Origin of the sequence: Paenibacillus rhizovicinus (assembly GCF_010365285.1) — a bacterium.
GTDB classification, from domain to species: domain Bacteria; phylum Bacillota; class Bacilli; order Paenibacillales; family Paenibacillaceae; genus Paenibacillus_Z; species Paenibacillus_Z rhizovicinus.
This window is the reverse complement of the sequence record NZ_CP048286.1, coordinates 1,140,621-1,161,563: the sequence shown is the minus strand read 5'-3', so window position 1 is coordinate 1,161,563 and position 20,943 is coordinate 1,140,621. Positions and strand designations below refer to the sequence as shown.

Here is a 20,943-nt window from a genome sequence, read left to right as displayed (position 1 = left end):
GTGCGGTCTAATCATACGATAGAGATAAGGGTCCAAACTCTCTCGATCGACTGGCTTTATCCAATTAACTTTACGTCTCTTTACATATGGACATGCTTCTGAAGAGGAGGGGGGTTGAAGGTATACCTCCGAAGTTACCGTCCCAAACAGTATTTTCTTTGAGGAATCATTAGGGATCATAACAATATCGCCTATTTTAATTTCCTCATAAAACCGCTTGAAAAGATTGAATATCTTCCCAGGCTTTTCTTCGTCAGGATAATAGCCCCGTATCCAAACTAGCATCTTCTTTTTTCATCGTTAAAAGCCGCATTGGATTTTTTATTTCATCCCAATTGATAGCAACGAATCCTTCACTAGCGAACTCATCATAAAATAATCCGCCTTGAGTGCGTAGAAACCAATATTTGCGGTCCTCTGGAATCGTCTCTATAAGCTTAAATCCCTCTGCCACCGACAAAACCTCCCACTATTCACCAACATGACTATTTTACTATATCTACCTATAAAAGACGATATTTGATTATGAATAGGAGGTCATAATATCTGATATGGAAAACAGCCTACAGGATATACCAGCGGGCTGCTTTTGTGTAAAAATTGTTTACTTATTTTGTAATAGAAGTCTGCTCAATTTTGTACTCCAGAGATCTCAATACGATTCCGAGGTGTTGCCTGAGATCGTCACGCGAAATCTCGTACTCTGACCGATGCCCAAGGTGCGCGTAGCGGTAGCGCCGCTCGCGTACTGGGACGTCGTCAACCCACATTTTGTTATGCTTCATATTTTGCCTCGATTTCTCAAGTTCGTGTTGGATTGTCTGGCCGACGATTCTGGCAAACTCTTTTACCAGCCCCTTCGATTCCTCGAAAGGCTTCAGAGCTTGATCCCTGGCTGTTAATAAAGCGATATGAACATTTAAAGAGATAATCGGATCGAACAAAGAAACGCACCTTCTTCATGGTTGGTTCCCTCATTATATGCAAACATATGTTCCTTTATCAATCCAAAAAGAAAGAAGCTTACCGGCTATCGAACCGGCAGACTGCATTTATGTAGGACATGCCATTGATTTTACGGCTGCTGAAGTCAACTCCTCGATCTGTCCAACGTAATCGGCAATTTCTACGTTGTCGTTTCTGACCAGATCATAGCTGTGCGAGCTGGGCCTTCTTCAGATCGACTTCCAGGTAGAGTTCTTGGTCTGCTGCAAATATGGTGAGATTTTCGGCGTTGAAGGAGCACTAAATACGTATGTGATTATAGCGAGGGTTTCCATTATGCGGGCCGCTGTAATCCGGAGGCATGAAATAAGTTTTGCCATTTTAAAAAAAGCATCAGCGTTGCCTACAGGTAACAATATCGAGATTAATTGACTATCGTCAATAAAGATGTTGTTTCTGCATCGCGCTTCTTTTTGATGGCTAACTTTTTACTCCCCGGATTGCAGCGGCTTTTTTTGTTTACCCAAAAACGGAGATGATGCTTGGAAGGCTTATTAAAATGGGGCGCAAGGCAAATGTATTATTTACCGCATGACATAATCTTTAGATATTAAAGAATGTATTCTTCTTTTTATTGTAATTTTACCTCTATTAAATATCAAAAGGCAGGTACAGATGCATGAGGGATCTCATAAATGCACAAAAAATTACTTTTCGAGTCGCACGTCAAAATAATAATTTATCTCAAAGTGATGTAGCTACATTGCTCGGTATCACTGAAGACACCGTAGAGGGTTACGAGCATTGTAGTAAGAATATCCCATACGAGCATGCAATAATGATGTTTAAACTTTATGGTATATCATCGGTTCACGTCCACATCGAATAGATGTGGAAAGCAAAAGCAGCCAAGCGGTATTAGCTACAAAAATAAAAGCCCCAACTATAGTAAGGGGCTTTTATTAATATTTTTAGAAGGAAGAGTCAATCCAAACTAATTTTCTATTAATTTGTAGTTCAAAAATATATCGCTTGATTTTAATAATATTGCATTCTTATCATTTTTATTTTCAAAGACAGGAATTGTTTTCAGGGATTCCAAACTATCGGATGCATAACCAAGTTGCGTTCCAAGATCTTTAATACTTATATTACTAGAATCTTCTTTATAGATATGACCAGCAAAGTATACTTCCAATAAGACGGGGGGGTTACCGTATGATATCTCGTAATTATTAAAAAGACTGTTTTTTTGCTCTTCGGGGCCATCTGAACATCCGACTAAAATCATTGAAAATAAAACGAATGTGAGAATAAAAGTTAATGCCTTCATAATTCACTTCCTTTTTCAATTCTTAGACAGAATTAACTAAAAGTCTAACATACTATATGAAAATCACATAGTATGTTAGACTGCTAAAAGATATTTTATTAATAGTGAGCCCATACTACATTGAAGTCACCATTTGTTCCAATTGCTGTTGGGCTAGCCAAAGCAGTACCTGACGAATTCTTCATATATACATACTGTGTTGAAGAAGGAGAAGCTGTAATTAAATTTGCAGTTCCTGATGGACTACTTGCCATTGCAGCTCTAGAGAAGGTTACCTGACTAAATTTAGCCAGATTTACGCTATCAATACTCTGACCTTTAAGTGTAGGTTTCTCAGCTATCCACTCTGCTGAAGTCACAGCGCTTGAGTAATGAATGTTCGTTACAGAAAATGAAAAGATAGTCGATCCATGAGACATGTACATATCGAAATGACCGTTGGACGCACCTGGTGTATAAGAAATATCTGCATATACCGTGTCACCAGGCGAAAATGAAAGCTGAGTTGAACTGAGGTACATTGGGTCCGAATTAACATTTGTATTTACGACTTCATAGAACGGAGAGTATGCGACACTTCCACTAGCATCTATAATTGCAGCTATCCCTGCTTGGAAGAGTGGCTCGCCAGAGCTAGCGGATCCTCCAAGGCCTATCCAACTACTGAAGAATGCGGGTCTATGAGTAGAATCAGCTGATACTGATGGTGAACTCCAAAATGCAGTAGCTCTTCCCGCGGTTTGTTTAGAAATAACTCCGCTCCAATTATAATAAGTAACGTTTGTAGAATTAGAGATACCTGCTTGAAATTTTGATGTTTTCCCTTTTTCAAATTTAGGTTTTTCCCACTTACCAGAAACAACTTTCTTCCAATCTTTAAGTTGAGATGGATCAGTAGGTCTAGGAGGATAAAAATAGTAAGCAAGCTCTTCATCTGAAGCATTTAGGGCATTCCAATTTGCAGGAGGTTCGTGAATAACAATAGTTTGTTCATCATTTCCTTGAGCACTTGTAACGTTAGAAACGCTCATTCCGGACTCTACTTTTCCTGGATCTGCAAACGCATTTCCTGATAGTAGTAATAAAACAGAACATATCAAAAATAAAATCTTCTTCAATGTTATCGCTCCTTAGCTTTTTTATAATGAACGCCGGCCAGCAATTCAGGCAAGACTCATGCTACCATGAAACAATTGTAATAATTTGTCGATTTATGTCGTATTGCTGGAATTATCAGAGATCTTGCTGTTGAAAGCCATGAGCGATTATTCCGTAACGGGGGAAGTTAGTGGAATTGAAAATGGAGCAGTTTGCCTTGTTGGCAGATGCTCCATTTTCGCTTATTTCATCTGGAAGTTATGATGGGAGGGGGGCGAATTGGAGGCGAACGCTCCTTCTGTCCCCAAAAATTCACTTATACTCACTCATTTCGAAAAAGGAAAAACCCTTATATATCAAGGGTTTTGTCAATGTAATCAGGTATACAAAGGTAGAAAGGTATGTCTTAAAATCCTGCGGTGGGTGACCACCGTACGGGTTCGATTCCCGTCCTCGGCATCCAACGAAATCCTTGATGAATCAAGGTTTTTTTATTTTTTTGGCTGTGCCTTAAACCGAATAATTTTACTGAATCCTGTGTGCTTAGAAAGCATAGTAGTAACACTCAGGATTAGTTATTAGATGAATCCTCCTTTGCAGCATTTGAGTGCATACTCGAATGCTGCAAAGGAGTTTTTTATTGGGGGACCTTGATACTTCCATTACAGAACGGCTGCCCGACAAGGGGCGGCCGTTTTTTGCTTTTAACTCCAATCGCTCGTTAACAGCTTCTGTCCAAAAATCATAGGAAAATTCATTTTTTCCTTTCATTGCTGACACTAAAATACAAGTTGAGAATGAATATGCGCTGCATCCTGACACTTGTTATATGGAGATTGCAGCGTTTTTTGTCGCATCAAACGGTATGACAATAGGCGGAGAGTGAGGTGAACGGCTAGTCAAGATGATCTCGGCATCTAACACGTCAATGAAAAGAGAGGGATGATGATATGAACAAGCACAAGCAGACATCGCGCTTGGTGTCACGTCTGACATCTTTGGTTCTCAGCCTTTTATTGCTGGCGACAATTACACTACCGGCAAGAGCTTTCGCAGAAACCCCTACTGGCGGCGATCCCCTCCAAGGCGAGATCCTTTTCCCCTTCAACGAGGGAAATGGTTCAACCTCCAGCGCCATTTCGGGCGGTCTGGCGGCAACGCTAGACAACTATGCGTGGGATCAGAACGGCCGGGGCAATACGCCTGCGATCTCCAATGACCAAACAGGCAAGAACGGAATCACGATCGACTACGGCTCTCGGTTCGCGAGTGTCAATGATCTGACCATGGGCGTCTGGGTGAAGCCCTCGGCTCCAAATGCTGGAGAAGCCAGTTATTTAATGGCCCCGCCTTATGCCGGCACCACAGGCAATTGGGGATTCAGTAACGGGGAAATCTGGTGGAGTATCAACTGGGGCACCAGTGCCAACAGCTTCGCCGACACGAGTATAAGCTTACTGTCTTACGGATCGGACGGTTCCGAGTGGGATGGCGGCATTTCAGCGCCGGCAGGGAATCTGGCCGACGGCAACTGGCACTATTTGGCGTACTCCTTAAGTGCGACGACGAAAACTATCGCTCTGTACGTGGACGGCAGTCGGATCGGCGAGAAAGCTTATAGCACGCTCTATCCTGTCAATCTGCAAGCATACAAGTGGTTCGGCGGGGACGGGTATCAGGATAAGTCGTACACCGGCCTTCTGGATGAGCTCTCGGTTTTCCCTTCGGTGCTCGACGACACCGCGCATGAAGCGCTCTATAACAGAGCGCCGAATACGAGCGTTAACAGCAACCCTGGCGATCCGGGCGATCCGGGTACTCCAGGCGATCCCCTCCAAGGCGAGATCCTTTTCCCCTTCAACGAGGGAAATGGTTCAACCTCCAGCGCCATTTCGGGCGGTCTGGCGGCAACGCTAGACAACTATGCGTGGGATCAGAACGGCCGGGGCAATACGCCTGCGATCTCCAATGACCAAACAGGCAAGAACGGGATCACGATCGACTACGGCGCTCAGTTCGCGAGTGTCAATGATCTGACCATGGGCGTCTGGGTGAAGCCCTCGGCTCCCAATGCCGGAGAAGCCAGTTATTTAATGGCCCCGCCTTATGCCGGCACCACAGGCAATTGGGGATTCAGTAACGGGGAAATCTGGTGGAGTATCAACTGGGGCACCAGTGCCAACAGCTTCGCCGACACGAGTATAAGCTTACTGTCTTACGGATCGGACGGTTCCGAGTGGGATGGCGGCATTTCAGCGCCGGCAGGGAATCTGGCCGACGGCAACTGGCACTATTTGGCGTACTCCTTAAGTGCGACGGCGAAAACTATCGCTCTGTACGTGGACGGCAATCGGATCGGCGAAAAAGACTATACTTCCCTTTACCCTGTCAATCTGCAAGCATACAAGTGGTTCGGCGGGGACGGGTATCAGGGTAAGTCGTACACCGGCCTTCTGGATGAGCTATCGGTTTTCCCTTCCGTACTCGGGGATGCTGCTCATCAAGCGCTATTTCAAAGAGCGCCTAATACGAGCGCTGGCGGCAATTCGGGCGATCCCTTCCAAGGCGAATCCCTTTTCCCATTCAATGAAGGTACAGGTAAGACTTCCAGCGCCATTTCGGGCGGTCTGACGGCAACGTTAAACAACTATCTGTGGGATACCGACAACAACGGAAGAGGCGGTACTCCTGCGATATCCTCTGACGACAGGGGAGCGAGCGGGCTCGCGATCGACTATGGCCCTCAGTTCGCGAGCGTCAAGGATCTTACGATGGCTGTCTGGGTTAAGCCTACAATCCCCGCCGAAATCCCGGATGTCGGAAGAGTCAGTTATTTAATGGCTCCGCCTTATGCCGGCACTAATGGCGATTGGGGTCTTCCTAATGGAGACATCTGGTGGAATATCAAATGGGGCACCGAAGAAAACAATTACGCCGACACAACGCTGGATTTCCTGGATGTAGGATCGGACAACGCCGGTTGGGACGGGGGATTTTCTGCGACAGCAGGGAACCTGGCCGACGGTAACTGGCACTATGTGGCGTTCTCCTACAGTGTAACCGATCTGAAAATCAAGATGTATGTGGACGGCAAGCTGATCGGCGAGAAAGTTTATACTTCCCTAGCGCCTATCAATCTGCAAGCATACAAGTGGTTCGGCGGGAATGGCTATCAAGGACGCGCATACACAGGTCTCTTGGATGAGCTTTCGGTTTTCCCTTCGGTTCTCGATGCCGCTGCTCAAGAAGCGCTGTATAACAGAACGCCGAATACAGACGGGACCGGCCAGCAGGCCGATCCAGCCGACACCGATCAAGTAGGCGACAAAACCTATTATGTAGCTAAGACCGGCAGCGACAGCAATCCAGGTACTGCAGCAGAACCTTTCCTTACGATTCAGAAGGCAGCCGACATTCTCTTGCCTGGCGAGACCGTTATCATTCACGAAGGGGTGTATGCGGAATCGGTACGTCCGAAGTATAACGGCACGGCTGATCACCCCATTACTTTTAAAACTGCCGACGGCGAGAAAGTGGTCATCTCCGGCGCGGACCGAATCACCGGGACATGGCAGACGGCTTCAAACACCGGCGCGGTGCAATACGACCCGAATAATGCAAACCTCTGGAAAGTAGCCGTCAGTTTGCCGATGGGGAATTACCGCAATCAAATATTCGTAGACGGCGAAGCTATGCTGCCTTCGCGTTATCCGAACGTTGCGAAGGAAGATGCGTATTATCGTCCGAACTGGCTGACTTACGTGTTCGACGGCGCGAACGCCAGCGTTGGAGGCTGGTCGAATCCCAATGGCAAACTCAGCGACCCCGAGCTGAACCAACCCGCCGGTACATGGGACGGTGCAGCCATCGTGGGCATGGACAATCGCGGATGGAACCTGTCCGGCGCTGAAGTCGTCTCATCCACGCCCGGCTGGCTTAATCTGACGAATATAAACTTCTACGAGCTGGGGCCAACCGGCTATGCCTCAGGCGATGATTTCCATTACTATATTCAAAACGCGATGGCTGCCCTGGACGCGCCATATGAGTGGTACTATAACCAAACTAGCGGAACCCTGTATTTGCAGCTCCCGAAAGGCATGAACCCCGGCGATCTGGATGTTCGTTACAAAGCACGCGAATGGGGTTTGGATCTGTCTAGCCGCAAGTACATCCATATCGAAGATATCGTCCTGAACGGATCCAACTTGACCATGCGCGGCGGCGTGAGCAATGTAGTTGATCATATGACGGCCAAGTACGTCACCGAGTTCCTGTCCCCGGATGACGAGAAGGGCGGGATCATCGTGGGCGGAAAGAACAACGCCCTGATCAACAGCGAGATCGCCTATTCCGCCGGTGCGTTGGTTACCGTCGAGGGTGAGGGCAACAAGATCGTCAATGACAAGTTGCACGATGCTACTACGGGTCCCACAATGTTTACCAACTCGATTACGATTACGGGGAGAAACCACCTGATCAGCCACAACGAGGTATATAACGCCAGCGGCACGCTGATCGGCGGCAGCTTCTACGCCAGCGAAATTTCGTACAACGACATCCATGACGGCAACTGGCACAGCACCGACGCAGGACTGATGTACTTCGCTTATACCGATTTGGGTAACAGTCAAATTCACCACAACAACATTCATGACTCTCACAGCGAATTTTCCAATGGCGTGTACTTTGACCTAGGCGACAAAAACGCCCAAGTATTCAACAACGTGTTTTGGAATTTACCGTGGGCGGCTACTTTCGTAAACTCCAGCTCCGAGTTCGTATCCGTGTTCAACAACACGGTGTATCAAGGAGCAAGCGGTCACCCGAACCCTGAAATTTACACGAACTCCCCGGGCGACGCGTACATGGACGTTTATATGAACAATATCGTGGACTCGCGCGGCGTGGGCACCGACAACATCAACGCAGGCGCGGTAGTGAAGGACAACTACAGCAGGCCGGAAGAAGACATCGATGGAACCGCCACCTTTAACAACCCGTCGGCGTTTGACTTTACCCTGAAAGCCGGTTCCGACGCGATCGGTGCCGGCGCCTATCAGCCTGGCGACAACTGGGATGCCGGTTTGAAGGACACTCCGGTAACGGTCGACGAAGTCAGCGGCGGTCCGCAGCTCCAGAACTACGCGAACAGAAACCTGCTGTTCAACAGCGGTTTCGAGTGGCCGCGCGTCGACGTCCAAGGCATGGGCTCTTTACCCTATTGGAATAAGACAGGGACGGGAAGCGCATCCCTTGTCCAGGCCTCTTCATCGGCCGACAACGCTCATGCCCGCGAGCAGTACGCAGTGGCGCTGACCGGTCAGAACGTGGGTGTCGAGCAGACCATAACCGGTCTGGAACCCGGTAAGGATTATGTCCTTCGCGGCTTTGCTCGTGTAGGCAGCGGCAGCGAGGCCGCTGGACAGAAGGCGGAAATAGGCGTACGCGTCGGCGAGAATACGCTCAAGGGTGAATTAGACCGGCCCGCATGGCGATCGGTATCGCTCAAGTTCACTGCAGACGAGACCGGAGAAGCTACGATTTATGCAACAAAGACAACATCCGGGTCACAGGTGCTGGTAGACGACTTCTCGGTTGTGAGCGCCGATCTGGTGCCCGACCTAACGCCGGCCAGCGACGACCTATATCCAATGCTGGATTCTCCTGTGGCACTGCTGGACGATATGCTGTTTAAGGATTCCAAATGGACGGTAACCAACCAGTCATCGTTTGAGAAAGACGAACCGGCCGGCCTCACCCTGGAAGCGCAGTCCGGCCAATCAGCAGCTGCATTCTACGCCCAGGAGAAGTACAGAGACAAGGACTTCTATTTGAAATTAGGCCAGAATGAAAATCTTGACGCGCTCGACCTGACCCTCATACTCCGGGCAAATGCGGCGACGCGAGCTGCCAACAGATACGAGATTGCTATTCACGGCACGACAGCCACGCTGACCCGTTATTACAGCGGCACAAGTACCCAATTGGGCCAGTGGCAGGTGGACATCAACGACCGGCTTTTGAAGGCGGGCGCGGTTTGGGATGACGTCAACGGCAGCGGTTACGGCGGCGTGACCGTGACCCTCAAGAGCGGGAACGACACACTGTTCACTTACAGGGATGAAACGAACTTAAACGTCTCCACCCCCGGCTACTTCGGTCTGGCCACCGATTCCTCCATCGAACTCGGACGCGTGACCGAGTACGTGGATATGGGCGCAGTCATCGCGGATAAGGGCAACTGGAAATCCGGGAATTCAATCAACTGGGAGAATGGCGATACCGCGTTGACCCCCGTCGGAAGCGCAACTGCTGGTTACACCGGCAGAACATTCGGCGACGCAGAGTTCGCGGTGGGTTTTGAGTCCGGCATGAACACCGGAGCGTTCCCTGCTTTTATCCTGCGGGCTCCAACCGAGGCGGATCTTCTTGACAACCCTTGGAGCGGCGCGAAGTACGCAGTCATCCTCAAGGAAGGATCCTTCGAGATTCAGCATTGGCCGGATCTCTGGAAGCCGGGTGCTAGCATCCTGTCGAGCGACGGCAGATCGGTTCTGGCGGACAACAAAGGATTTGTGGCGCCATATCAAGATACACTCGTTAAAGTCAGCACGGTGAACACGGACTATGGCGTGTGGATTCGTCTCAAGGCAGGCGACACCATCGTCGCCAGTTGGTTTGACGAGAACAATTACATTCAGGGCGACGGATATTTTGGGGTCAGCGGCTATACCGAGCCAATGACGATCTCAGTTCCAGACGAAAGTACTTATGTGCCGGTCATCGGCAACCCGGACGACAAGCCAGGCAACGGCGCAGTGGATACTTCCGCGCTGCAAGAGCTGGTATCCGGGGGCAATGCGCTTGTTGAAGCCGAGTACACGGAGGCGAGTTGGGCAGCATTCGAAACAGCCTTGGACGATGCGAAGGCTGTCGTCTCAAACAACGCCTCGATCCAAGCGCAGGTAGATGCGGCGTTTACGGCGTTGCAAGCGGCAATGACCAACTTGGAAAAAGTAGCGGATACCGCACCAATAGCGGTTTCCGGTATCACCGTAACCGGTACATCGTCGATCGGCGAACTGGGTGACACGGCGCAAATGAACGCAACCGTGACGCCTGACAACGCGACTGATAAATCCGTCTCCTGGTCGGTAGTCGGCACGATTGGCAACGGGGCGAACAACGCGACGATCGACGAGAACGGGCTGCTGACGGCGGTTGCCGACGGCGTAGTCAAAGTCGTCGCCACGGCGAAGGACGGATCCGGCGTAACGGGCGAAAGCCTTGTCACGATTGATTCGACGCCGCCGGTAATCGTTGCTCCGAGCAACCTGTCGTTCCTTCAATCGAAAGCGGTATCGCTCGCGTTCTCCGCAAGCGACAGCGGAAGCGGCTTGCAATCGTTGTCCGTGTCCTTCAATGGCAAGACGACATCCGGAACGGTTTCCGTAGATCCGCTCGGCCTCGCGGTTGGAACGTATCCGATCGTCGTTACGGCGACGGATAAACTCGGTCATCGAACGATAGAGACGTTCAGCTTGAAGATCACGATTGAAGCGGCTCAATTAGACGAACTGATCTCTCTCGGTGTAACCAGAGGTTTGATTACGGACGCCAAAACCGAGAAATCTCTTCAAAAGGATATTGAAAAAATCCAAAAGGATCAAACGAAAGGCAAGCTGGACGCGAAAGACTTCAAACAGCTGGAAAAGGATATCGACAAGGAAAAAGGCAAAACGATCGATGCCGGCTTCGCGGATCAGTTGCTGCAAGACATCGAAGCTCTGAAGAGCGTTCTGTAAAAACAAGCAAAAAACCGACTTGCGAGAGCAAGCCGGTTTTTGCTTGTTGGACGATTTCGGAAAACTCATGTGCCGATTGAAGCTGAAGTTGGTATTGCGGGAGACGTAGAAAACAAACACGAGTGCATATTGCCAGACGCCCCGTAACTTGTCTATAATTTGACTAGTGAAGACAGAAGCGAAGCTGCTAGAATCATAGGGGAACGAGGTGCAGGAATGCCTGGCGACAAGATTGTCGGCTACAAGGTCATGTTCAAGATGGGCCGATTCCGAATGTGCATTTATATGAAGCAAGATTACTATGAAGTTTGGAAATTTTTTCGGGATGAGCGGATTCGCAATGTGATGGTCGAAGAAGTGGAGTTGGAAGCGAGCCGTTTTATCGGCCAAGAGTAAAGGTTTGAGTTTCGGCGCCCGATTACATATACTAGTGAGACAATGTTACCTCCTGGACGGCTTTCTGATGTTTCAGAGATGCCGCTAGGGGGTTTTTCTCTAAGAGGTGATAAGCGTGATGATTGTGCCATCCTTTGAAAACGATTGGTCGGACATATTGGCATCCGAGCTGGAACAGCCATACTTTCAAGAATTACTCCGTTCGCTTGCAGAGCAATATGAGCAAGAAGCTATTTATCCATCCCCGTCCGCGATATTCAATGCCTTCCGCTATACGTCCTATTCGGAGGTCAAGGCGGTCATTCTCGGTCAAGATCCGTATCACGGTCCCGGACAAGCGCACGGACTTAGTTTCTCGGTGCTGCCGGGCGTGAAGAAGCCGCCGTCTTTGCTTAATATGTTCAAGGAATTACATGACGATCTCGGCTGTTCGATTCCGGATCACGGTTGTTTGGAACCTTGGGCAAGACAAGGCGTGCTGCTATTGAACACGGTGTTGACTGTAAGGGACGGGCAGCCCGCTTCGCATCAAGGGATAGGTTGGGAGCGGTTTACGAATCACGTGATCGCCGAGCTTAATAAGCGGGAGACCCCTGTTGTTTTCGTACTGTGGGGCAAGCATGCGCAGGCAAAAGAAGCGCTGATCGACACGGGACGCCATACGGTCATCGCTTCTCCGCATCCGAGTCCGTTATCGGCGCGTCGCGGATTCTTCGGCAGCCGGCCTTATTCCAAAATAAATGCAAGCTTGCGGCAAATCGGAGTCGGCGAGATTTCGTGGCGGATTCCGCCGCTGGCGGAACTGGAAGCGGCGGCCGCGGCTAACGGCGAGGAGTGAAGCCAGTGCCTGAACAGGACAAGGATAAGGATAAGGATAAAGAGAAGGACAAGGACAAGAAGAAGCCGGTACGCTGGCTGAATCCTGCCTCCGGCTATTTGACCGGTTATGCCTATACGCTTAATCCTTATGTCGGCTGCACGTTCGGCTGTTCATACTGTTACGTCAGACGAATGCCTATCGCGCTGTTCAAAGCGAGCCCGTGGGGCGAGTGGGTGGAGCCGAAACGGTTTGAGGCGGACAGTTTTCGACGCGAATGGCGCAGAGCCATCGCGAAAGGCGGCGTTACGGTGTTCATGTCGTCCGCAACGGATCCGTATCAGCCTGCCGAGCATCAGGAGAAGCTTACGCGCCGGCTGCTCGAAGTGATGGCAGAAGAGCCGCCGCAATTTCTGCTGCTGCAAACGCGCAGTCCGCTCGTATTGCGAGATATCGACGTGCTGAGTCGGCTCGGGGAGCGGGTGCGCGTCAGTATGACCGTGGAAACCGATCTTGAAACCGTCCGCAAGGCGCTGACGCCGTTCGCGCCACCGCTGGCGGGAAGATTGCGGGCAATCCGCGAGCTTCGGCAAGCGGGCATCCAAGTGCAGGCGGCGGTGTCGCCGCTGCTTCCTTGCAGCGAAGCCTTCCCGGAGCTGATCGCGTCCTCGGTCGAACGGGTCGTGGTCGACGACTTCTTCCGGGGGGACGGCAGCGGCGGCAAGCGATCCGCGCAGTTGAAGATGGCCGACCGTTACCGTGAGCTGGGGGAGGAAGCCCGTTATACGCCGGAGACGGCGGATGCATTCGTACAGGCTCTGAAGGCAGTGATGCCTTCTGAGAGCGTCTATTTCGGGCAGGAAGGCTTCCTGCCTTGACCGAACAGACAAGCCCATGCAAGACAAATCGAAGAAGCCCCGGCAGATATCCAAACCTGCCGGGGCTTCTTCGCGTATAGGGTTAATCGTTCTGCGAATCGCCGTCGCTGCCGATAATGCCGGTAGAACCGCTTGCAGCGGATCCGGATGAACCCGTCGATCCTGCGCCTGCATTCGTGCCATTTTGCTCAAGAACGGGCTTGAACGCGGATGAAACATAAGTCACTGCTTTCACTTCCGTCATGACCTGCGCATACTGTTTGTCTTTATCGGGATAGATGGGCTCGACATGGATGATCGCTTGCTCGCCGTCGAATGAGATGGACGAGATTCGCATGCCGTATCCCGGGTTCGGCGCTTGCGCGGTTACGGTGACTTCATTGACATCGGCGTTGATTACGTTCGATTTCAAATTCAGATCGGTGAGCGGAAACGGCTGCTCATCGACTGGCGGCTCGATCGGCGTGTTCTTGTTCACGAATTGAATGGTATCGTACAGCCAGCCGGCTGCGTCGCCTCGCGTAATGATCGCCTTCGGATGAAAATTCTGCGAATCGTCCAGCTTGGCGATGCCGCTGATGAGCAATCGTTGAACGCTGCCCATGTAATCCGGATTAACGTCCGCTTCATCCTTGAGCGTGAGATAAATATCAATGAAGGCATAATCGCCCTTCTTCAGCAGCGCCTGCATCAAGTGATGCGCGAATTGCTCGCGCGTCATCTCGTCATTGGCCTTTGTCTCGCGCGGGATTTCGAGCCCGTTCATGGCTGCGATGATGAAGGCATTCGCATACCAAGCGTCATCCTTCATGTTCGGGAAACTATCCGTTACTTTCGGCTCTTTGAAGAAATTGATGCCGTCCAGATTCAAGCCGAGCCCGTTTACAATCATCGAAATGCCGGCTGCATAAGTAAGCTTGCCGTTCGGATCGAACGTATCCGATTTCGTGCTGGTCCCCGATAGGACCCCGAGTTTCTGCAGCTCCGTGATTTTGGCATCGTTCGGATGGCCCTTCGTATCGGAGAATGCCCATGCCGACTGCGCCAATGCGACGAACAGCAGCAGGACGACGCTGACGAGCGCTAATGGTTTCTTCATTCGTTCCACCTCATTTTCGTTAGGATTTCGCAATGCCTGTTTCATCTATGTAGACGCACCCCGATCCCGGAAGGTTGCAAGAACCGGGAAGCGCCAGCTTCAAGATCAGCTATGGCCTGATCGTCACCCGCGTATGAATCGGTACGAGCGCGGACAAAGCCAACACGTCTTCATTGTACATTCGAATGCAGCCGTGCGAAACTTCCCTGCCGATGGAGCCGGGTTCATTCGTGCCATGAATGCCGTAATGCGGTCTGGATAGCCCCATCCAAAGGACGCCGAACGGTCCGCCGGGATCGGGTTGTTTGTTAATGATCTCGTAATTGCCCGTCGGCGTTCTCGTAAGCATCTTCCCGATTCCTACGGGGAAACCTCTGACGACGATATCGCCATCCAGCAGATATAGCTGCCGATCCGATAAATCCACGATGATCCGGTATTTAGGCATCCTTCATTCCCTCCCTATTGTCCATCATATGAACGGTAAGAGGGAGGGGACTGGATTTCATGCCCGATTGGCCAGATCAAATCAAGAGTCGTGGAGGCCGCGGAGGCCGCGGAGGCATGCACCATTTTTTACCAGCCTTCATATTCTATTAAAAAATGGAGGTTGATAGTGATGGATTTTAGTAATCTTCAGGATCTCATAGATCCTTCGTTGTACATCGTGCTCGTCGCATGCTGGGTACTGGGCTACATTTTGAAAAAAACTCCCCGCGTACCAGATTGGACGATTGTTTATGTCATTACTTTATTTGCGGTGGTCGTTACTTTGTTTACGCTTGGGTTCGAAGTTAAAAGCGTGCTGCAGGGAATTATCACCGGCGCCGTATCGGTGTATGGCAGCCAACTGATCAAGCAAGCGCAGAAAGGAGTGTCCGGTGACGATGCAAGCTAGATCGGCCGGTAACGTCAAAGTCATTGACGTTTCGCATCATCAAGGCGCGATCGATTGGGCGAAAGTGAAAGCGGATGGCGTTGTCGGAGCGATGGTCAAAGCGACCGAGGGCGGCGGCAGCTACGTTGATCCGACCTTCGCGGCTAATGCTGCAGGCGCCGTCAAGGCGGGTTTGCCCGTGGGATACTACCACTATGCGCGACCTGAATTGAACAGCGCCGCCCAAGAAGCCGCGCATTTCGCCGACAAGGTCAAAGGAATGAAGGCCGACTTTCCGCATGCATTGGACGTGGAAGGAAAAGCATCGCGATTAGGCGGCGCAGCGTTGACTGCTTGGTGCGTGGCATGGCTGAAGGCGGTCGAACAGCTGACAAGCCACCCGGTTATGATCTACACGGGAGCCAGCTTCGCCAAGAGCTACCTGGGCAAGAGTCTCGAACAGTGGCCGCTCTGGGTAGCGCATTACGAAGTCGATCAGCCAATGGACAATAACACCTGGTCCGCGTGGGCTATCTTTCAATATTCCTCTGAGGAGAAAGTGGACGGGATTAAAGGGAACGTCGACATGAATGCCATGGAGAAAGCCTTCTATGACAAGTATGTCCATCCCGTTGTCGTTCCCGCGATTCCTAAACCAACCGGGATAGATACCATTAAAGTCGTCGTGAACGATAAGCTTGCAGCTTATGGCCGAATGATTGACGGTCACGTCTATCTCCCGCTGCGGTTATTGGGGGACGCGCTTGGGGTAGATGTCGAGTGGAGGGCGGCGGAAGCATCTCCTTATGTAGGCGGTAAAATAGTTCCTTATTACAAACTGATCGACGGCAAGACGTATATCGGCGTCCGAGTAGCGGCAGAAATGCTCGGAGGCAAAGCATCCTGGGACAATGGCACGAAGAAAGTGTACTTGTATAAATAAAGAAACCTGACGGCGTTCAGCCGGCTTCCGATCTTGCAAGAAGGCCTATGCGATTGCGCATAGGCCTTCTTTATGTTCATTAATTTTATTCTATGAAGGATATGAAAATCAAAAAAGACCTTGAGTATCAAGGCTTTCGGCGTTTGAATGATGGTGATCTGGACAGGGTTCGAACCTGTGACCCCTACCCTGTCAAGATAGTGCTCTCCCAGCTGAGCTACCAGATCATCGTGTAAGTGTTTCTTCTCGTAGAAATGATTATATCTGGTATTCGGCGAGAATGCAATAGTTTTTTTAATAATTCCTTGTATGGAAGGACATTCTATTCGAGGATCAATATATAGGGAGGACCTGCTACGCATGAAACGCTACCTGATAGTGACTGCCATGGCGATGCTCTTGGCGTCCTGTTCTTCGAATGAACAGGCGAATGGCGTCAAAACGAACAGTGCAAGCAATGTCGTTAAGCTTCGGACGGAAGGGAACGCCCAGGTTTTCAAGTCGGAGCATTGGCTGGACAAGGGCAAAGTCTGGATTCCGGCTGAACGTGCGGCTGCGCTGTTAAATTACCGTTACGCTTTAAAAGAAGGCAATCATATGGCGGCGATGGGCTATAGCGATCCGTTGTACGTGTTTACCGCCGATTCGAAACAAGCGAAAATCGGAGAGGACAGCGTCATTCTAAGCGAGGCGCCGCGAATGATCGGCCAATCGTTATGTCTCGAGCTCGGATCGTTGTCTCAGCTGCTGCAGACCCCGGTGAAATGGGATGGGAAGCACCAGACCGTCGTTGTCGGTCCGCCGAAGAACAGGGATCCGCAAAGGACGCCTGCCGTCGGAATGCCAGGTTCGACGCTCCGGACACGATCTGTCGATTCCAATAGCGCAGATAACCCGGATAACGCAGCTAATGATAATAACGCCGATAATGGAGATACAGGCACGAACGCGGGGAGCGACACCGGGACTTCAGATAATGCGGATACCGCGAAGGCCGACGAGGTCATCGCCTATGCAGAACGCTATATGGATACCCCCTATAAGTTTGATGCCGCTCCGTACGAGCAAAGCCATAAATTCGATTGCTCGTCCTTTATGCAGCATGTTTTCGATCATTTTGGCATCGACTTGCCGCGTTCGTCGAAAGCGCAATCCAAGATCGGAAAATACGTGACGAGGAATAATCTGCAAAAGGGCGATATCGTGTTCTTCTACACGCCCGGCAGATACAGCAGTAACGAAATCGTCGGACACGTTGGTCTCTATATCGGTAACAATAAAGTCATTCAAACGTACGGCGATCCCGGCGTTACCATTACTTCGCTCGAAGGAAATTGGGACAAACGGATTCTATGGGCTCGAAGAGTCCTGTAGGCAGGTTAGTGATGAAACGCAATGTTTTCATAGTGCAATTGCAAAAGAAGCCATCAGGAAAATCCTGATGGCTTCTTTATTGCTTTTTCGGCTTTGTCACAAAAGAAAAACCCTTGAATTCACAAGGGCGTTAGTTGATTAATATGGTGATCTGGACAGGGTTCGAACCTGTGACCCCTACCCTGTCAAGATAGTGCTCTCCCAGCTGAGCTACCAGATCATGAGGTGTTTCTTCGCAGTGACAAGTAATAATATATCAAACGAGAAAGTTGAAGTCAACCCTTTTTCACAAAAAACGATTCTATTTATTTATTAACCCGCATATGGTGTACTCAAGCATCGATTCTTGGAGAGGCGGGTTGTCTAGTGGTGGAGGAAGCTGCCTATTTGGCGGTATGGCTGATCGGACTATTCGGGATTGTCGGAGCGGTGTGCATATGCGTGGCAAAGATGGTCATTCACGATTCCACGGCGTATGACGAGAATTACGTTTGGAGGCGGAAGCTGCCCCCTGAAGCAAAGGGAAAACGTTAAGCCAAGAGATGCATCGGGTTTGATTATCGAATGTAAGGGTATACTATTCCAAAGATTGCTAATCCGATCGGGAGTGGTAGCCATGATTAAACGCCTTTGCGTAATTGCCGGTTTACTGCTGTGCGCTGGCTGCGCGCAGTCAAATCCGTCTGCCGCCGTTTCAGTCCCTAAGGCTGAATTGTTCGATAGCGTGACCAGGACGGTGTACCCGCAAGACCAATCCGTGTTGGGCGATGTGTACGAACCTGTCGATCAACCGCGCATCCTTGTTCCGCCGCTGCCCGGCGAACCGGCTCCGGAACAAAGCAAGCCACCACTATTGAATACGAATTGACGGACATGTCCGGATGCCTTCGCGCATGCCGGACATTTTACTTTTCTCGGCACGAAATTAGTGATAGGAGTAAGGTTGCGAATAAAGCGCTTGGTAGTGGGAGAACCTACTTGGGCATCCAGAACAAAAAGGAGGAACTCCATATGGTACGTTTACAACATCCGAATGACGAAGCAGGAGGAGCGGGAGCGGAGACGTTCGTTGCAGCGCGCAAAAACGGCGACGGCGACTTGCTGTCTTTCAAAACCTCGTCCGGCCGCGAAATGAATTATGAAGAGGCGCTGTCGGCAGCGAGCAGCGGCGCGATCGCCGGTGTCAATGTATTCAAGGGCCGAGACGGCGAAATGTACATCCGCGGCGATGCGGATGGAGATCCAACGAACAATTTGGATCAGCTGCCCAACTTTTAAACGAGTCACGCGCAGACGCATGACGATACTGCGAGCGTTAGATCTCCGTTTCGCGCAGTAACGTTCTCCCACAAACAATTACATTTATGCATAACCAAAAAAGCCCGCGCTCTGCGGGCTTTTCGTTGTGATTTAATATGCTATGATCGGTCGCTTCGTATTTGATGCGATCGGTATACGGAATTAGAAGCGGTAACGTTCGTGCTGTTCGACAAAACGCATGACCCCGGTGTGCCCTTCGTATTGCGGCTTCGTATCATCATAATGCATGAGCCATATCCGTTCCTGAACGTAAAGCGGCAAGGACCGCAGTTCATCGAGTGTCGTATGCACGACGCCAGGCGGTTTCAATTGGCAGTCATGAAATATCGTCGTGCATCCGCGCTCGTCAACCAGCCTTTGAAGCAGCCCGGAATTGAAGATCATATCGGCGGAATAGAAGAACGTATCGTTGAAGAAATACGAATAGCTGATTTTATTCGGAATATGCGCTGTCTGGATCGGTTCGACGGTCAGTCCGGGAATCAGTTCCGACTTCGTATCCGGCTGAATGAGCCGAACGTCGAAATAGTCGTCCAGCGAAGGGCATTCATCCTGCAGCAGTCCGCCCTTGAGCGAGCTTTCCCAGAGGGGTTTGGCAAGCGGTTCCGGAATGAATAGCAGCGGTTTGCGCCCGTGGTTGAACTTCATTCGAAAAGCAAGCTCCTCCATGCCCCCGATATGGTCGGCGTGAATGTGGCTGATCAGTACGGCGTCGATATCGCTGATCGGCTTGCCGAGCTGATGGAGGGAAAGCGGTGCCGTTATCCCGCAATCCAGCAGAAGCGTCTGGTTTTCCGAGTAAATCATCGCATTCGTGTTGTAATAGGTTTTGGCAAAAGCGCTGCCCGTTCCGAGCATTTGAATATCCAAGCGGACATCCTCCTATGCGTTACGATACTTTTCAATTTATCATCTCTATTCGGAAATGGAAAGAAAAACTATTTTTCGTTTCCCTCGCTTTGGCCAAGCACGCCTTCGCCGGTCCGGCATACGATAGCAATGAACGGATCACAGATGGGCAGGTGCGGATATTATGGCTCCAAGTAAAACACCAAGCAAAGGTAAAGCCGCAAGTAAGAAGAAGTCGCCTTCGGAACGCAAGCAAGCGGTATTGAAGCTGGTTCTCTCGGATACATGCGCAGTGTGCAAGACGCCATGCGCGAGAGGAACGCGGTATTTGGAAAGCATGCAGCAGCCGGGAGCCGTGGGTAAAGGCGTGCCTTGCATTTTGACGCGAACCTACGTGTAAGCCCCTGAACGGGGGAATGATCGGTATTGCCCAGCTTATTATTTCCCGGGCAAGCGCAGTTTTCTACAGAAAGCGACAGCTTTGTCTAGAGGAAAAAACTTTTACTATTGGCGCAACTTTGGACGGCTTGGCGAGTATAACCATTTATCCAGAGAAACGGACGGAGGTTCTACTACCATGAAGTTCAGAAAGCTTCTGATTGCAACGCTGGTCTTGTCCGTGTGGGGCGGGACGATGCTCTTCGCCGACTCGGCATCCCAGCGGGTCCGGGTCATCGTTAACGGCGCGGAATTGGATGACGCAGGCATTTTTACGGACGGGAAAACGTACTTATCGGTGAGGCAAGTCGCGAATACGCTGCAATCGCTCGTCTTCTGGGACGAAAGCTCGAAGAAAGTAACGATTTATAAACCGAACGTGCATATGTTCCTGTTCCAGGACACGACAATATTCGGCAATGTGGTCAAAGGCAACAAGATTACGTTCAAGGTATTCGCTCAAATCGATAATCTGCTGACCGATATTTCAGCCGTGAAAATTACGATTGCCGATCCGGGGGGAGATGAACAGGTCATCCAGTCCAAGAACGTTTCCGTCGACAAGGACAACTTCTGGTACCGTACGGACGACTACACGTATACCTTCAATTCGGCGGGCAAATATACGATTAACTTCTATATGAAAGTAAACGCCGCCGACGACTGGAAACTGGTTTCGCAGAAGACGATTACGGCGAAAGCGCCATAAAAAACGAGTGCGCTCCAGCCCGCCGCGGCCGGAGCGCTTTCGTTTGACCGAAGACTTGT

20 protein-coding genes and 2 tRNA genes are annotated in these 20,943 nt (G+C 50.4%); 13 read left to right on the top strand and 9 right to left on the bottom strand.

Features of this window, described 5'->3' with window-relative positions; genetic code table 11:
• Window positions 1-253: 253 nt before the first annotated feature.
• Both GZH47_RS05405 and GZH47_RS05400 read right to left on the bottom strand, forming a co-directional pair.
• Window positions 254-454: a hypothetical protein gene (locus tag GZH47_RS05405; RefSeq protein ID WP_162639064.1), complete on the bottom strand. Its 201-nt coding sequence runs from the start codon at window positions 452-454 to the stop codon at window positions 254-256.
• Window positions 455-608: 154 nt separating this feature from the next.
• A complete protein-coding gene (locus tag GZH47_RS05400; RefSeq protein ID WP_162639063.1) occupies window positions 609-944 on the bottom strand; it encodes a hypothetical protein in 336 nt (111 codons plus the stop codon).
• 680 nt (window positions 945-1,624) lie between these two features.
• Between GZH47_RS05400 and GZH47_RS34585 the strand changes: the two genes are divergently transcribed.
• Entirely contained in the window at window positions 1,625-1,834 is a 210-nt protein-coding gene (locus tag GZH47_RS34585; RefSeq protein WP_404823753.1) for a helix-turn-helix domain-containing protein, read from the top strand.
• Window positions 1,835-1,939: 105 nt separating this feature from the next.
• Here GZH47_RS34585 and GZH47_RS05395 read toward each other — a convergent pair whose 3' ends face one another.
• Together GZH47_RS05395 and GZH47_RS05390 are read right to left on the bottom strand one after the other, a co-directional pair.
• On the bottom strand, window positions 1,940-2,278 hold the full coding sequence (locus GZH47_RS05395; RefSeq protein ID WP_162639062.1) for a hypothetical protein: 339 nt from the start codon (window positions 2,276-2,278) through the stop codon (window positions 1,940-1,942).
• A gap of 98 nt (window positions 2,279-2,376) precedes the next feature.
• Window positions 2,377-3,396 (bottom strand): G1 family glutamic endopeptidase, encoded by a 1,020-nt coding sequence (locus GZH47_RS05390; RefSeq protein ID WP_162639061.1) that lies wholly within the window; start codon window positions 3,394-3,396, stop codon window positions 2,377-2,379.
• A gap of 930 nt (window positions 3,397-4,326) precedes the next feature.
• On the opposite strand from GZH47_RS05390, the gene GZH47_RS05385 reads away from it, so the two are divergent.
• The 4 genes from GZH47_RS05385 (at window position 4,327) to GZH47_RS05370 (ending at window position 13,275) form a co-directional block, all read left to right on the top strand.
• The gene (locus tag GZH47_RS05385; RefSeq protein WP_162639060.1) at window positions 4,327-11,184 is read left to right on the top strand and encodes a LamG-like jellyroll fold domain-containing protein; all 6,858 of its coding nucleotides are present in this window, start codon (window positions 4,327-4,329) and stop codon (window positions 11,182-11,184) included.
• Window positions 11,185-11,400: 216 nt separating this feature from the next.
• Complete coding sequence (locus tag GZH47_RS05380) at window positions 11,401-11,580, top strand: hypothetical protein (protein ID WP_162639059.1); 180 nt, start codon at window positions 11,401-11,403, stop codon at window positions 11,578-11,580.
• Between the two features lie 118 nt (window positions 11,581-11,698).
• Window positions 11,699-12,418: a uracil-DNA glycosylase gene (locus tag GZH47_RS05375; protein ID WP_162645087.1), complete on the top strand. Its 720-nt coding sequence runs from the start codon at window positions 11,699-11,701 to the stop codon at window positions 12,416-12,418.
• 5 nt (window positions 12,419-12,423) lie between these two features.
• On the top strand, window positions 12,424-13,275 hold the full coding sequence (locus GZH47_RS05370) for an SPL family radical SAM protein (RefSeq protein WP_162639058.1): 852 nt from the start codon (window positions 12,424-12,426) through the stop codon (window positions 13,273-13,275).
• Between the two features lie 82 nt (window positions 13,276-13,357).
• Here the strand turns inward: GZH47_RS05370 and GZH47_RS05365 are convergent, their stop codons facing one another.
• Both GZH47_RS05365 and GZH47_RS05360 read right to left on the bottom strand, forming a co-directional pair.
• A complete protein-coding gene (locus GZH47_RS05365) occupies window positions 13,358-14,374 on the bottom strand; it encodes an S-layer homology domain-containing protein (protein WP_162639057.1) in 1,017 nt (338 codons plus the stop codon).
• A gap of 109 nt (window positions 14,375-14,483) precedes the next feature.
• On the bottom strand, window positions 14,484-14,822 hold the full coding sequence (locus GZH47_RS05360) for a L,D-transpeptidase (protein ID WP_162639056.1): 339 nt from the start codon (window positions 14,820-14,822) through the stop codon (window positions 14,484-14,486).
• Window positions 14,823-14,993: 171 nt separating this feature from the next.
• Here GZH47_RS05360 and GZH47_RS05355 point away from each other — a divergent pair, with 171 nt between their 5' ends.
• Together GZH47_RS05355 and GZH47_RS05350 are read left to right on the top strand one after the other, a co-directional pair.
• Complete coding sequence (locus tag GZH47_RS05355; RefSeq protein WP_162639055.1) at window positions 14,994-15,272, top strand: phage holin family protein; 279 nt, start codon at window positions 14,994-14,996, stop codon at window positions 15,270-15,272.
• Window positions 15,262-16,194, top strand: a complete 933-nt coding sequence (locus GZH47_RS05350; RefSeq protein ID WP_162639054.1) for a GH25 family lysozyme — start codon at window positions 15,262-15,264, stop codon at window positions 16,192-16,194. Before GZH47_RS05355 ends, GZH47_RS05350 begins: the two co-directional genes overlap by 11 nt.
• Window positions 16,195-16,345: 151 nt before the next feature.
• Here the strand turns inward: GZH47_RS05350 and GZH47_RS05345 are convergent.
• Window positions 16,346-16,421, bottom strand: a tRNA-Val gene (locus tag GZH47_RS05345).
• Between the two features lie 133 nt (window positions 16,422-16,554).
• On the opposite strand from GZH47_RS05345, the gene GZH47_RS05340 reads away from it, so the two are divergent.
• Complete coding sequence (locus GZH47_RS05340) at window positions 16,555-17,568, top strand: C40 family peptidase (protein ID WP_162639053.1); 1,014 nt, start codon at window positions 16,555-16,557, stop codon at window positions 17,566-17,568.
• A gap of 144 nt (window positions 17,569-17,712) precedes the next feature.
• Here GZH47_RS05340 and GZH47_RS05335 read toward each other — a convergent pair.
• A tRNA-Val gene (locus GZH47_RS05335) sits at window positions 17,713-17,788 on the bottom strand.
• A gap of 146 nt (window positions 17,789-17,934) precedes the next feature.
• On the opposite strand from GZH47_RS05335, the gene GZH47_RS34010 reads away from it, so the two are divergent.
• The 3 genes from GZH47_RS34010 to GZH47_RS05325 all read left to right on the top strand — a co-directional run bounded on the left by GZH47_RS34010 (window position 17,935) and on the right by GZH47_RS05325 (window position 18,846).
• Window positions 17,935-18,102, top strand: a complete 168-nt coding sequence (locus tag GZH47_RS34010; protein WP_225446369.1) for a hypothetical protein — start codon at window positions 17,935-17,937, stop codon at window positions 18,100-18,102.
• An 82-nt stretch (window positions 18,103-18,184) separates the two neighbouring features.
• Window positions 18,185-18,436 (top strand): hypothetical protein, encoded by a 252-nt coding sequence (locus GZH47_RS05330; protein WP_162639052.1) that lies wholly within the window; start codon window positions 18,185-18,187, stop codon window positions 18,434-18,436.
• A 143-nt stretch (window positions 18,437-18,579) separates the two neighbouring features.
• The gene (locus GZH47_RS05325) at window positions 18,580-18,846 is read left to right on the top strand and encodes a DUF3892 domain-containing protein (RefSeq protein WP_162639051.1); all 267 of its coding nucleotides are present in this window, start codon (window positions 18,580-18,582) and stop codon (window positions 18,844-18,846) included.
• Window positions 18,847-19,029: 183 nt separating this feature from the next.
• On the opposite strand, the gene GZH47_RS05320 is transcribed toward GZH47_RS05325, so the two are convergent.
• The gene (locus tag GZH47_RS05320; RefSeq protein WP_225446368.1) at window positions 19,030-19,758 is read right to left on the bottom strand and encodes an MBL fold metallo-hydrolase; all 729 of its coding nucleotides are present in this window, start codon (window positions 19,756-19,758) and stop codon (window positions 19,030-19,032) included.
• Between the two features lie 163 nt (window positions 19,759-19,921).
• Here GZH47_RS05320 and GZH47_RS05315 point away from each other — a divergent pair, with 163 nt between their 5' ends.
• Window positions 19,922-20,137, top strand: coding sequence for a hypothetical protein (locus tag GZH47_RS05315; RefSeq protein ID WP_162637932.1), 216 nt, complete (start codon window positions 19,922-19,924; stop codon window positions 20,135-20,137).
• A 177-nt stretch (window positions 20,138-20,314) separates the two neighbouring features.
• On the top strand, window positions 20,315-20,884 hold the full coding sequence (locus GZH47_RS05310; protein WP_162639050.1) for a stalk domain-containing protein: 570 nt from the start codon (window positions 20,315-20,317) through the stop codon (window positions 20,882-20,884).
• The last annotated feature ends 59 nt before the right edge of the window (window positions 20,885-20,943 follow it).